Consider the following 13,155-nt stretch of genomic DNA (forward strand, 5'->3'; position numbering starts at 1 on the left):
GTCCATCCCAGTTCAGCCCGCTGTTTGACGCGACGTCTGATGGTGCGGTCGGAGCATCCAGGGGCGGAGACGCCCTCGTAGCTTGAGCCGTGGAACAGCGCGAGCGCGACGTGCTCGAAGACCGTCCGGTCGGCGATCCGACGCCGGTTGCAGTGCTGACACGGCCGTCCTTCGTGATCACTGAGCTGACTGTGACACCTCTCTCCGCTGACAGGAGTTGGCCACCCGGCGCACCTGTCGGTCGGTCGCATGCCCCCAACTACCTTCACTGAGCGTTCATTTGACTACGACGAGTGAACGTAGAGTGCGGATGCGTCCGACGCCCATGTGCCGACTGGCGGCCCTCGCCTCGACGGGCCTGCTGCTCGCCCGTCCTGGAAGATCCACGCGACACCCCCGTCTCCCGCCTGCGGACACGAGCACTGGCCGTCGGGCTGGCGCTGGCGGCGTGCACGCCTGTGCTCTCGGGCTCTGCCGGCGCGGCCGACCAGTACGAGTGGGCCGCGCTGGGCGACCAGACCGACATCGTCACCATCGGCGTCGGCGGCAACAGCCTGCCGTTCGGCGGCATGCTCCTCAAGTGCCTCGAACACGGTGCGAGCGGCAAGTCCTGCCGCGACTACTGGGCCACGACGCCTGCCAGCCCGCAGGCACCAAGTGGGTCGAGGGAATCTGCGGCGGCGCCGCGGACTACTGGCCCGCCAAGGTCCCCGGCACGCTGCGACTCCGGAGCCACGGCACCCGCACGGAAACGCTGCTGAGTCTTCGGCGAGACGGGGCGGTGCGGTACACGTGTGGACCCGCAAGGAGTTCGCGCAGGTATCCGGTCCCCGGCATCTGGATGTGCGGTTCGCAGAAGACTCGCCGCGCGCCCTGCCCGGCTATCGCCATCCGGTACCGGACGGGCCGACCCCGATGGGGAGGTCGGGGCGAGAGCCCAGCAGGTCTTCTCCGCTCGGCGGCAGCTGCGGATCGACCGCCACCGGCGAGTGCGCACCATTGCTGCTACTGCTCGCCGAAGGTCTCTCGGCGGGACTGGCCACAAGGTACTGCTGCTCCCGGTGGTGGCCGAGGGGGCCGGATGTGGCCGTGTGGCTGGGCTTGGCCGAGTGCTTGGGCCTGGCCAAACGGCTGTGTGTGGCCGAGGAACTGCTGCTTTCGGTGGCTGGAGGCGCACCTGAGGGACTTGATGTGTCCGACGGGCTGGATGTGGCTGAGGGGCTCGGGCGGGGATCGTGGCGGCAGAGGTGATCGTGTTTGAATCCGTAGCTCAGGCCCCACTCCCTGTCGCAGCCGCCCCAGTACTTCCGCACCCAGCCACAGTAGGGGCCTCCGTAGTTGTCACAGCGGCCATCTCGTTCCTGCGGGCCCGGATTCGCAAAGGGCGCCTGGGGTGATTCGCCTTTGCCCCGGGGGAGGCCGGGGGCGTTGACCATGCGGACCTGCGTGGCACCGGAACTCTGGGGCATCCAGTCCGTGAAGAAGAGGGGCAGGCCGATGGCTGAGGCGGAAGCCGCCACTGTTGCAGCAGCGAGAGCGCAGCGGATCAGGCGCATGACAGTTCCTCTCGGCATGGTGGTCTGTGGCAGGTGTGGACGAACTCTGGGCACGGCGCCGCCGCTGTGCGCGCTGGAGCTGAACGTATGGTTTGAAGACCGTCACAACAACTAGCGAACCGCCAGTCAGGTGGCCTTGCTTCGATCTTTCACTCGAAGGGCCGGGCCGCGTCCGAGTGCCCCTGGCCGATAGAGGCACTGTTGACCATTCGGGCGGGTGCCGGATTGGGAGCGAACTCTTACCCGCAGCGCTCTGTAATGTTTTGGTCAAGTCCGTAAGATCTTGGCATGGACATTTTGACACCTGGGCTGGCGCCGACGCTCATATGCGTGGTGACCTTCGCCGCGGTCTTCGTCCCACTGGCGACGGTGCTTCTACCGCGCATCAACAGGGTTCTCGCGGAGCGGCGAGACGCTATCGAGGGCGAGATCGAGCGGGCGGAGCGGATGAAGGGGGAGGCCGACGATGTCCTCGCCAAGTACCGCGATGAACTTGCCGAGGCCCGGCACGAGGCGGCTCACATACGGCAGCAGGCGTTGGAAGAGGGCGCACGGCTGCTTGCCGAGATCCGTGCCGAAGGCCTGCGCGAACGCGAGACGATGATCACTGAGGCACAGGCACGGCTCGCCGCCGACCGGATCATCGCGGAGACCGAGTTGCGCGGGGATGTCGTGTCGTTGGCCGCGGAACTGGCCAGCAGGGTCGTCGGCGAGCCCGTCCATGGGATGGCCGGTGACAGCAGTGTCGTGGACCGCTTCCCCTCAAGCCTCGATTCCCGAGAGGACGGGCCGGCGAGGGGGGCTTCGTAGCTTTCTCGACGGATCAGCCGCAGGGGGTGAGCCGACGGGGCATGACGGTCATGCGTGACCAGGACGCAGGCGGCTCGGCCTTCCAACGGTGCGGAAGGACGACCGAACTGACGGCATCCGAGAAGTGAGTGCACGTGTGTGGTGCCGGACAGGTTCATCACGCTATACGGGGTCGGTGACGCCGGTGCGGAAGACCGGCCAGCCGATCTCGGTCCGCCACAATGCGCTGTCCGGGCAGTGGCGTCGGCTGACCAGGTAGTACTCGCGGATCGGGCCGTCTACGGCGAGTGCGTGGCGTGCGACGTAGGTGGCCAATGTGCCGTAGGCGCGGTCGACTTCGGAAGGCGGCCCGCAGTGCTCGATCACGGCGAGCTCGGCCGGCGGCACGAGCACTGGTTCGACCCGTCCGACCGGGCGGACGGGTCCGTCGCACGGCACGAATACGGTCGCGCGCCCCCGGTGCAGGGTGAACAGCTCGTCCGCGTACACGCCGCCGGCATGGCCGGTCTCCGGAAGTTCCTGGCTCGCCAGGGTCGCGAACAGTTCGCCGAGGGCGCCCTGGAACCAGGCACCGACGTCCTGTGCCTCGACCGTCGCCGTGATCGCCGCGGCCTGGACCGCGCCGACACTGCGCAACTCGATCCCGGGTGAGTCCCTGTAGGCGGGCGGCGACAGCAGGTCGCGCAGTGCCGAGACCGCGCGCTGGGTGCGGCCCAGTTCCTCCTCCAGTCGCTGCAGGTGCGCGCTGATGTGCCGATTACGGGTGGGGACGTCGGAGGAGGCCAGGACGGTCCTGATCTCCTCCAGGGGCATCCCGAGGTCGCGGAAGCGGCGTACGACCTGGGCCGTGGGGATCTGCTCGGTCGAGTAGCGCCGGTAACCGGTCTGCGGATCGACGTCGACCGGTTCCAGCAGTCCGACGTCGTGGTAGTGGCGCAGGGTCTTGACGGTCATATGGGTGGCCCGGGAGAAGTCGCCGATTGACAGGTGGCTCGTCACACATCCATTGTGCGGCCTCCCGCAGGGGGAGAGTTCGGCGGAGCCGTTGCCTTGACTCTCCCGCGGCGGCCGCCGCGAGCCTGGTGTCCGCGGCCGGAGCAGGCCGACGATCACGCACCGAGCAAGGGAGCTGACCCCGCATGTCGCAGACCACCATCCCCGACGTCGACCAGATCGTGCATCGCTACCTCGCCGTGTGGAGCGAACCGGACGCCACCGCACGCGAGCGTGCCGTCGCCGAGCTGTGGGCCGTGGACGGCGTCGAGTTCGTCGAGGGCACCCGGTTCCACGGCCACGACGCACTGGTCGACCGGGTCGCGGAGGCGTACGGACTGTTCGTCGCTTCCGGCGAGTACCACATCACCCACGACCAACACGTCACCGTGCACGACGACATCGTCATGTTCACCATTCAGTTGACCTACGCCACGGGCCCCAGGGTCGACGAAGTGGCCTGGGCCGCCCGGGTCTTCCTCGCGCTCGACGACGACGGCCGAATCCTGCAGGACTACCACCTGACCGTCCAGCCGCTGCCGGAGACTTAAGACCGGGCACATCCTGCCGCCGGACGGCGAGGCGACACGGCCCCCTGCGCACCCGAACCCTCGCGATCGAGCTCGGCGGTTGGCTCACCGCGACCGCTTCCCTGGACCGGCCAGTTCCTCGATTCAGCCGATGGCGAGGTCCATGTTGGTCACGTACCAGGGGCCGCCGATCTTGGTGGCATCGAACTTCACGTTCACCTGACCGGGCTTCAGTCCGGTGGAGTGGGACAAGATGATCGCGTCGAGGGTCTGTCCGTCGACAGTGATCTTGTCGGAGGGAACGACCGCCTTGCCGCCGGTCCGGGAGACTTGGGCGACTTTCACCTGCGGGTCTTTTGAGGGCTTCTTGGGGGTGAACGAGATGCGGAGCCTCTTGATCATGTCGCCCATCTGTCGCACCTCGGGCGAGTCGCTGCCACACATCGACTCGGTGCCGGCTTTCGCGGGCGTCGACCCGGTGGCAGGCGTCCCGCTCACCAAACACGCTTGTTTGGTGTCGCCCTTGATGATCGCGGTGACCAGTGTGGCAACCACTGCCTCAGGTGTGGACTGGTCGCCGACTCCCGTCTGTGGTGTTTTCGTACCACCCACTGCCGTATCACGCGGACCCGGGTGAGAAGAGGCCGAGCCGTGTGCGCTCGGCTTGTCCGTGGCGTGCGCTTCCTTGTTGTCCGAGCACCCCGACAGAGCCGTGACCGCCGCGGTCAAAGCGACTCCGGCTATCCAACCGGTCGTGTTCGTCCGGTAGTTGACAGACATGATTCGTCGTAGCCCCTTCGGATGGACTTCCGTGCATTCGATGAAGTCTCCGACATCCCTCGTCGGAGTGCCGCATCACGTATGGAGACGGAACCGGTGGCTCATTGGTTCTCTCGTCCGGAGCGACGACACTCGTGGACAAGGGCACATCGCCCAGGCGCAGTTGGTTCGCTTGGTCGAGCACCATCTGCCAAGGGCGTCCTCGTCACGTAGGGCAGGCGACGTGGTCGCGCGTGGTCCTCGGCGCTCCATTCATCTCTGCGCGTCGATCGCGGTGACCCGCAGCTCTCGCCCGGGCCGGTCACGGGACTGACGGAGCACCTGGGAACAGTGTTCGCGGGACTGGCGGCAGACAGCGGCACCAGCGACCTCATGACCACGAACCTGGAAGGTGTCCTCAATCTTGGCCCGCACAGGCCAGGCGGCGTTGAGCCGTTCCTGGCCCACGCGGCTGCCCCGGGCCCAGGATCACCGGTGCCGGTGTCCGTGTCGGCCCAAGATCAGGTGAAGGGGCCGTCAGTGACGAAGCGCTGAAGATGGCGGGCGAAGGTTCGGGCCTCGTCCGGCGGCCAGGAGACCAGGGAAGCCTCGATGTGCGATGCCAGGCGTCGCCGGGTGGTGTCCACGGTCTGCTCTCCGGCCTCGGTCAGCGCGAGCAGGGTGGCGCGCCGGTCTCGGGGGTCGGGTTCGCGGCGCAGCAGGCCGGCGTCCTCCAGTCGGGTGGCGCGGCGAGTGACGCCGGAGCGGTCCAGGCCGATCTCGCCGGCGAGGTCCGCGGCGCTGCGAGGGCCGGTTCGGGCCAGCCCGCTGAGAACGGGATAGGTGACCTCGTCCACGGCCTCGCCCAGGCCCTCGGTCAGGCGTTGGTACAGCTGTGTCCGGGCGCTGCGCTTGAGCAGCGTTCCCAGCGCGTCGGCGATCTCGTGTCCCACATCGTTCGGCATGTCCCCAGACTAGCGTGCGCAACGCACGCAGTTTGGTGTACTGTGCAGATGCGTGCTCGACGCACGCAAAATTTCGAATCCTGGAACCTGTGTTCCCGACCTCTGTGAGGACCGCCATGACCACCTCCACTTTCCGCACCGACATCACCACCGCCCTGACCGACCTCCTCTTCACGCCGGGCCTGGCACTGTCCGAGGCCGTCGACCGGCACTTCGCCCCCGACTACCGTCAGCGCACCGACGGCCGCTGGGACGACCGGACCGAGTTCACCGCCCACATCGCCCACCTGCGCACCATGGTCGCCAGCGGTTCGATCCAGGTGCTCGACGAACTCGCGCAGGGCGACCGCTACGCGGACCGTCACGTCGTCGAGGTCACCAAGACCGACGGCTCCACCGTCCGCATGGAGGTGTACGTCTTCGCCGAGTTCGCTCCTGACGGGCGCTTCCGGCGTATCGAGGAGACCACCCTGATGCTCCAGGGCGCCGACAGCGACCGGAACATGGGCAGCGCCCGCTGACCGCCTGGCCCGGCAGGAAGGCCGAACACGGCGGCCTTCCTGCCGGTGGTCCCGGAAGCCGTCCGCTCCCCAGGTGGCGCGGGCGGCTTCGGCGCGGAGTTCCGCCGTGGCAGGCGGGGCGATGCGACTTCAGGAGGTCGGCGACATCACCCGAACTATGCGATTGCCCGGTCACATTGGTCACTCGCAGGCTGAGGCTCGTCGGGGACGCCGATGCACGGGCCGAGCGTCTCCCGGGCGTCATGCACGACATCGGTGCGCGAGCGCGCGTCGGCGACCACACGTACGGGCTGTCCAGCGTCGACCGGCGCCAGGTGCCCGTCGAGGCCTGGCTGCGGCATCTCATCACCGCCACCGACGTACCGGCCCCCTCCGGGCCGTCGGGCTTCTGGCGTACCGCGTTCGATCAGGCCGTACGCGATCAGGCCGTACGCGAACAAGCCGTACGCGACGCCCTGCCGCACTGACGCGCCTCGGCCGCCTTCGCCGTCTGCGCCCTGACGCGCACCCGCCTGGCGGCCGACTTCACCGACCCCGTCGAAGAACTGCGCGCCCTGCTGCGCCGCACCGCCGACGACCTCGCCCGTGACCCGCGGGGCGTACGCGCCCACGAGGCCCTGACGCAAGGCCACCTCTCCGGCGCGCCCACCCAGGAGGCCACACCCCGCGACGCCGGGATGATCCAAACGGCACCCCCCTAGCCCTGCCGTACGGCACCTACCGGCGCCATCTGCGCCAAGGCCTGGACCTGCGCCGCGAGAGCCTGTGGCCGCAGGAGCCGCACGGGCCCCGACAGGAGCGGTAGGCGCAGCCTCCGGCAGGACCGGGTGGACAGGTCCGGACAGGAGTGGACAGTCACCGCCCCTGCCGGGCCTGGAGAGTGGACACCGCCCCGCACCAGGCTGTGCGTCATGAACCTCCACCGCACACAGTCGGGGCGGTCGAAGCCCGCCCCTCGGCAGGCAGCCGTGCTCACGGTGCTCGCCGCAGCTCAGTTCACGGTCATGCTCGCCACCTCGATCGTGAACGTCGCACTGCCGCAGATCCGCGCCGGGGTGGGCCTGTCGGACGGCGACACCACCTGGGTGGTGAACGCCTACGGCCTGGCGTTCGGAGCGCTGCTCCTGGCGGGCGGACGGGCGGCCGACCTGCTCGGTCGCCGCCGGGTGCTGATCGCCGGCCTCGCGCTGTTCGCGGGCGCCTCGCTGGCAGCGGGACTGGCCGCCTCCCCGAGCGTGCTGATCGCGGCCCGCGTGGTTCAGGGCCTGGGCGCCGCCGCCATCGCCCCGGCCGCGCTCGCCCTGGCCATGGACCTGTTCCCGCCGGGCCCAGGGCGCGGCAGAGCACTGGGGGTGTGGGGCGCGGTCTCCGGCGCTGGCGGAGCGGGCGGTGTCCTGCTGGGCGGCGCGCTCACCCAGGCGTGGGGCTGGCCATGGATCTTCCACTCCGTCGCGCTCGGGGCGGCGCTGGTCCTGGTCGCCGTGGTGACCCTCGTTCCAGGGACGGTCAGCCGTGCGGCCGGGCGCTTCGACCTGCTGGGCACCGTCACCGTCACCCTCGCCCTGACCTGCCTGGTCTGGGGGCTGACCACCGCACGCGGCGCCGGCTGGACGGACGGTCGGGTGCTGGGCGCCCTCGGCGCCGCCGCCACGCTGCTCACGGCCTTCGCCGTGATCGAGCTGCGTCGGCCCGACGCGCTGATCCCGCCTCGGCTGTTCACCACCGGCCGGGTCGCTGCGGGAAACCTGCTGATGGCCCTGCTGGGGTCCGTGTGGATCGCCCTGTTCTTCTTCCTGCCGCTCTACCAGCAACAGGTACTCGGATCCAGCCCCCTGGCCACCGGAGCGGGCCAACTCCCGCTCGCCGCGGCCAACATGCTCGGCTCCACCCTTGCCCCGCGCGTCTCCCGGCGGCTCGGCGCCACCGCGACCGTGACCGCGGCCCTGCTCACCGAGGCAGCGGGTCTGCTGTGGCTGTCACGGATGAGCGCCGACGGGAGCTACCTCACCGACATCCTGGGTCCGAGCGTCCTGGTCGGCCTCGGCCTGAGCATCGCCTTCGTCCAGCTCACCGCATTCGCCGTGGACGGCCTCCCGCCCCAGGACGCGGGCCTGGCCGGCGGACTGGTGAACACCACCCGCCAGGTCGGCGGTGCGATCGGCCTCGCCGCCCTGGCCACCCTCGCCGGCTCCGTCACCGCCCACGCGTCCACGCACGAGCCGCACCTGGCAGCCCTCACCGCCGGCTACCGGGCCGCCTTCACGGTCTCGGCCGCCGTCCTGGCCGCAACGGCCCTCCTCGCGGTGCTCCTCACCCGCCGCACCGGCTCGCGGACCGCGACCACTCCCACGCGCCCGGCCTCCGACCAGCAGACCCCACGAATCACCCGGCTCTCCCGAACCGGCTGAACCGACGGCTCGGCGACCCCACCGACGCGTGCCCTCAAGACCGGAGACACAGCCATGATCACCATCGACGAGACGGCCCCCGTCGTCATCCGCCTGAGCACCGTGATCGACGCCCCGCTCGCGACGGTGTGGGAACTGCACACCGACATCGCAGCCTGGCCCACCTGGAACACGGACGTCGACCAGGCCGAGACCCACGGCCCGCTGGTGCCCGGCAACTCCTTCAGGTGGCGGGCCCACGGCCTGGACATCACCGCCACCGTCCGCGAACTGATCCCCGGCCGGCGGATCGTCTGGGGCGGCCCCGTGCACGGCATCGAAGGCATCCACGTCTGGACGTTCGAGGAGAACGGCGACCAGGTCACCGTCCGCACCGAGGAGTCCTGGAGCGGCGCCCCGGTCGAGGCCGCGGCCGACCACCTCGGCAAGGCCCTCCACGACTCCCTCGCGATCTGGCTCGCCCGCCTCAAGTCCCGAGCCGAGCGGACGGCCTGACACGACACCACCACGTACCCGACCACACACACATCACAGAACACCTGACAACGCAGCACACCTACCGAGAGAGGCCCCTTCCATGGCCATCGACAAGCCCTACCTGACCGGCCACTACACCCCCGTCGCCGACGAGATCACCGCCACCGAACTCACCGTCGAGGGCACCCTGCCCCCGGAGCTGACCGGCCGCCTCCTCCGCAACGGCCACAACCCCAAGCCCGGCGTCACCCCCACCCACTGGTTCAAGGGCAGCGGCATGGTCCACGGCATCCGCCTGCGCGAGGGCCGCGCCGAGTGGTACCGCAACCGCTGGGTGCACACCCCCGCCCTCGACGGCGCCCCTTACATGACCGACCACGGACCCGACCTGACCGCCAGCACCGCCGGCACCCACGTCATCGAACACGCCGGCCGGCTGCTCGCCCTGTGCGAGGCGAACCTCCCCTTCCAGCTCACCCCGGAGCTGGACACCGTCGGCGCCTTCGACTTCGACGGCAAGCTGCGCACCGCGATGACCGCGCACCCCAAGGAAGACCCGGTGACGGGGGAGCTGCACTTCTTCGGGTCCTCGCCGTTCCCGCCCTACCTGATGTACTACGTCGCCGACGCCAAGGGTGAGATCGTCCACAGCGCCGAGATACCGGGAGCGACCGCCTCGCTCAAGCACGACTTCGCCATCACCCGCCACCACGTGGTCTTCATCGAGGGCAACGTCACCTTCGACCCGAACGACCACTCCGGCATCCCCTACGGCTGGAGCGACGCCCAGACCGCCCGCATCGGCGTCATGCCGCGCGGAGAGGACGGTGACCGGCACGTCCGCTGGTTCTCCGTCGAACCGGGCAACGTGCTGCACGTCGGCAACGCCTACGAGGACGGCCAGGGCCGCATCGTCCTGGAAGGCCCCACCGTGGACCACGTGGGATTCCAGCTCTCCTGGAACTGGTGGATCGGCGCGCCCGGGCGCGGTACCGAGCCCGTCACCCGCTCCTACACCCGCCGTTGGGTGCTCGACATGGCGGCCGGCAGCGTCGACGAGCAGATCATCGACGACCTGCCGGTGGAGTTCCCGACCCTCAACGAGCAGTACCTGGGCGTCGAGAACCGCTACCAGTACGCCGTCTCCTTCCCCGACGAGACGGGCTTCGGCGGCTACGGCCTGGTCAAGTACGACCGCACCACCGGCGCCCGCCGCATCCACCAGGTCGGCGACGCCCGCATGCCCAGCGAAGCCGTCTACGTCCCCGCTGCCGGAGCCGCCCGCGAGGACGACGGCTACCTCCTCACCGTGATCTCCGACCTCAAGCAGGACGCCTCGCAACTCCTCGTCCTCGACGCCTGCGGCCTCGACCGGATCGCCACCGTCCACCTGCCCCACCGGGTGAGCGCCGGACTTCACGGCTCCTGGATCCCCGACACCGGGCTCGACGGCGCCGACGACTGAGCACCACCCACCCTGGGGGACCGGCCATGTCGGTCCCCCAGGGTGCCGGACACCCCGAAGACCCCTTGCACCGAGGAGCAAAGATGAAGCCCCTGCTGTTTTCGAACGACGTCCAGTTCTGGTACGAGACCCTGCGGTCGTTCGGCCACATCGCCTACGGCGGGGCCGACTTCGGCGAAGTCGTCTCGACGAGCGGGCGCATCGTGGAGGGCGACTACGGCAGCTGGCACGACGAGTGGCTGGCCACCGCCGACCGGGTGGCCGGCGAGGCTCGGCGGGCCCTGGAGGCGGGCCACCCGGTCAGTGCCCGGGACGGGTTCCTGCGGGCGTCGAACTACTACCGGTCGGCGGAGTTCTTCCTGCACGGCACCCCGTGCGACCCCCGCCACGACCACGCCTACGAGCGCAGCGTGGAGTGCTTCCACGCCGCGGCGGCCCTGTTCACCCCGCGCATCGAGCCGGTCCGCATCCCCTACGAGGGCGGCACCCTGCCCGGCTACCTCTACCGGGCCGACACCTCCGCGACCCCCCGGCCCACCGTCATCATGCACAACGGCTTCGACGGCACGGCGGAGGAGATGCACTACTTCGGAGCGATGGCGGGCGTGGAACGCGGCTACACCGTCCTCGCCTTCGACGGACCGGGGCAGCCGGGGCCGCTCCACCGCGACGGACTGGTCTTCCGTCCGGACTGGGAGAACGTCGTGGGCCCTGTCCTGGACTTCGCCCTGACCCTGCCGGAAGTCGACGGCGACCGGGTCGCCCTGCTCGGCAACAGCATGGGCGGGCTGCTCGCCCCGAGGGCCGCGGCCTTCGAACGCCGGCTGGCCGCGGTGATCGCCCTCGACGGCGTCTACGACCTCGGCCGGGCCGTCACCAACATCGTGCCCGGCGACCGGGGCGAGCTCGAACGGCGGCTGCGCGCGGCCTCGGACCCCGAACTCGACGCCCAACTGGACGACTTGATCGCCGCCAACCCGGTGATGCGGTGGGCGTTCAACCACGGCATGTACGTGATGGGAGCCGACACCCCCCGCGCCTTCGGCGCCGCCTATCTCGACTACCACCTGCGCGACGGCATCGCCGAGCAGATCAAGTGCCCCGCCCTGATCTGCGAGGCCGCCGAGGACCTGTTCTTCGCCGGACAGGCCCGGCAGCTCTACGACCACCTCACCTGCCCCAAGACCCTGATCGAGTTCACCTCGGAGGAAGGCGCCGACGCGCACTGCCAGGCGGGAGCCCAGCGACTCGCCCTGGCCCGCATCTACGACTGGCTGGACGACACGCTGCACCACCGGTACGCGGCCGGCTAGGAGAACGGCCCCTGACCGTCTCACCGACGTCGTGACGCCTGGCCCAGGTCTGGTTCCTCAGCAGTGAGGCCGTGCTGGGCCAGGCTGATTCTGTTCGGGCGCCGCCGCGGTCACGATCCGGCGATCAGGTCTCCGGCGATCCAACCGACCGCCATGACCGGGGCGGCTGTGTTGCCGGAGACCTGGAAGGGCAGGACGGACGCGTCCACCACGCGCAGCCCCGCAACCCCTCTGACCCGCAGGTACGAGTCGACGACATCGTCGTCCGCCGGTCCCGACGCGCACGAACCGACCGCGTGCAAGCCTGCGCTGCCGAAGCGGCGGGCGTACTCGATACCGCTGTCCTGGTCATCGCAGTCGACGGGGTGTACCCGATGCACTCGTCGTCACTCGCGTTGACGTCCGCCACCCGCGGCCACCCGACCTCGTCGGCGGCCGCGAAGACGCGGTCGGCCAGCTCGTCGTGCGGCTGACCACCCATGTCCGATGTGTGCCCGGCGGCGGCTCTAGTGCCGGGTGACGGAGTGGATCCAGGCGAGTTGCTGGGAGATCTCTCCGGCCTCGGCGATCTCCTGCCGGTCGGAGCCGTCGAAGACGCCGAGGAGGGTTTCGGTGCCGTGCGGGGCGATGCTCATCACCGGGCCCCCGGAGTCGCCGCCGGCGGGAATCCCGGACCGCTTCTCCATGCAGAAGTCCGAGCCGCCCGGCGCGGTGTAGCCGGCGCAGCGAGGGTCGTCCGGCCGTACGATCCGCAGGTCCGACTGCTTGAGCACGGGGGACTGGCAGGAGTTCTCGTCCCCGGTGCAGGTGGCGCCCCATCCGTACTGGCGCACGGTCTGGCCGGGGTGGACACCGGCCGTCGCCAAGCGTGCCGGGCGGACTTTCATGGGCGGGACCTTGATGAGCATCATGTCGGCGCGTGCGCTTCCCACGCGTCCGCCGGGTACCGGGCGGACCGTGGTGCCCTTCCGCATGTCGAGGCTGCCGACCCGGAACGAGATCCGCTTGTCGGCGATCGGCTGCCCCTGCTCGAAGAAGCAGTGCGAGGCGCTGATGATCCACCTGGCCGTGACCGCCGTGCCGGTGCACGCCGGCTTTCCGTCGACGAGCATGCGCACCGCCCACGGGCCGTAGGTGCTCCTCGATCCGCCGATGACGGCGTTGGCCGGTGCGGCCGACATCACCGAGCCCGTCACCAGCGCCAGGGCGGTCAGCAGCAGCACACGAACTCGACGTACCATCCGGAACAGCTCCTCTGTCGTCTGGGCAGGCGCTGATGGAGATGCCACACCGGGCGGAAAAGTTCCGAATGATCTGAATAAAACGGTCCAGCGAGCATCTGGCTTGCCGTCACTTCC

At 69.8% G+C, this 13,155-nt stretch carries 13 protein-coding genes and 1 pseudogene; 8 read left to right on the plus strand and 6 right to left on the minus strand.

Annotated features, from left to right (window positions below; translation table 11 throughout):
- Positions 1-5 precede the first annotated feature (5 nt).
- Positions 6-152, minus strand: a pseudogene (locus tag AQI95_RS48745) (IS5/IS1182 family transposase); the annotation flags it as partial.
- 1,692 nt (positions 153-1,844) lie between these two features.
- Between AQI95_RS48745 and atpF the strand changes: the two are divergent.
- A complete protein-coding gene (gene atpF / locus AQI95_RS05860; RefSeq protein ID WP_067118311.1) occupies positions 1,845-2,366 on the plus strand; it encodes a F0F1 ATP synthase subunit B in 522 nt (173 codons plus the stop codon).
- 162 nt (positions 2,367-2,528) lie between these two features.
- On the opposite strand, the gene AQI95_RS05865 is transcribed toward atpF, so the two are convergent.
- Positions 2,529-3,365: a MerR family transcriptional regulator gene (locus AQI95_RS05865; protein WP_067118314.1), complete on the minus strand. Its 837-nt coding sequence runs from the start codon at positions 3,363-3,365 to the stop codon at positions 2,529-2,531.
- Positions 3,366-3,505: 140 nt separating this feature from the next.
- Here AQI95_RS05865 and AQI95_RS05870 point away from each other — a divergent pair, with 140 nt between their 5' ends.
- On the plus strand, positions 3,506-3,910 hold the full coding sequence (locus AQI95_RS05870) for a nuclear transport factor 2 family protein (RefSeq protein ID WP_067118319.1): 405 nt from the start codon (positions 3,506-3,508) through the stop codon (positions 3,908-3,910).
- A 123-nt stretch (positions 3,911-4,033) separates the two neighbouring features.
- Here the strand turns inward: AQI95_RS05870 and AQI95_RS47185 are convergent, their stop codons facing one another.
- Together AQI95_RS47185 and AQI95_RS05880 are read right to left on the minus strand one after the other, a co-directional pair.
- Entirely contained in the window at positions 4,034-4,669 is a 636-nt protein-coding gene (locus AQI95_RS47185; RefSeq protein WP_159056460.1) for a hypothetical protein, read from the minus strand.
- Positions 4,670-5,169: 500 nt separating this feature from the next.
- Positions 5,170-5,613: a MarR family winged helix-turn-helix transcriptional regulator gene (locus tag AQI95_RS05880; RefSeq protein ID WP_067118325.1), complete on the minus strand. Its 444-nt coding sequence runs from the start codon at positions 5,611-5,613 to the stop codon at positions 5,170-5,172.
- A 116-nt stretch (positions 5,614-5,729) separates the two neighbouring features.
- On the opposite strand from AQI95_RS05880, the gene AQI95_RS05885 reads away from it, so the two are divergent.
- The 6 genes from AQI95_RS05885 to AQI95_RS05910 all read left to right on the plus strand — a co-directional run bounded on the left by AQI95_RS05885 (position 5,730) and on the right by AQI95_RS05910 (position 11,797).
- Positions 5,730-6,134, plus strand: a complete 405-nt coding sequence (locus AQI95_RS05885; protein ID WP_067118328.1) for a nuclear transport factor 2 family protein — start codon at positions 5,730-5,732, stop codon at positions 6,132-6,134.
- A gap of 242 nt (positions 6,135-6,376) precedes the next feature.
- Positions 6,377-6,601: a hypothetical protein gene (locus AQI95_RS05890; RefSeq protein ID WP_067118331.1), complete on the plus strand. Its 225-nt coding sequence runs from the start codon at positions 6,377-6,379 to the stop codon at positions 6,599-6,601.
- Positions 6,602-7,045: 444 nt separating this feature from the next.
- Complete coding sequence (locus AQI95_RS05895) at positions 7,046-8,542, plus strand: MFS transporter (protein ID WP_079071070.1); 1,497 nt, start codon at positions 7,046-7,048, stop codon at positions 8,540-8,542.
- Positions 8,543-8,596: 54 nt separating this feature from the next.
- Positions 8,597-9,037 (plus strand): SRPBCC family protein, encoded by a 441-nt coding sequence (locus AQI95_RS05900; protein ID WP_067118339.1) that lies wholly within the window; start codon positions 8,597-8,599, stop codon positions 9,035-9,037.
- An 82-nt stretch (positions 9,038-9,119) separates the two neighbouring features.
- On the plus strand, positions 9,120-10,484 hold the full coding sequence (locus AQI95_RS05905; protein WP_067118342.1) for a carotenoid oxygenase family protein: 1,365 nt from the start codon (positions 9,120-9,122) through the stop codon (positions 10,482-10,484).
- Between the two features lie 83 nt (positions 10,485-10,567).
- A complete protein-coding gene (locus tag AQI95_RS05910; RefSeq protein ID WP_067118345.1) occupies positions 10,568-11,797 on the plus strand; it encodes an alpha/beta hydrolase family protein in 1,230 nt (409 codons plus the stop codon).
- 110 nt (positions 11,798-11,907) lie between these two features.
- On the opposite strand, the gene AQI95_RS05915 is transcribed toward AQI95_RS05910, so the two are convergent.
- Complete coding sequence (locus tag AQI95_RS05915; protein WP_067118348.1) at positions 11,908-12,177, minus strand: GMC oxidoreductase; 270 nt, start codon at positions 12,175-12,177, stop codon at positions 11,908-11,910.
- 126 nt (positions 12,178-12,303) lie between these two features.
- Positions 12,304-13,038: a S1 family peptidase gene (locus AQI95_RS05920; RefSeq protein WP_067118351.1), complete on the minus strand. Its 735-nt coding sequence runs from the start codon at positions 13,036-13,038 to the stop codon at positions 12,304-12,306.
- Positions 13,039-13,155: the final 117 nt, after the last annotated feature.

The sequence above is a fragment of the Streptomyces yokosukanensis genome (assembly GCF_001514035.1).
GTDB lineage: Bacteria > Actinomycetota > Actinomycetes > Streptomycetales > Streptomycetaceae > Streptomyces > Streptomyces yokosukanensis.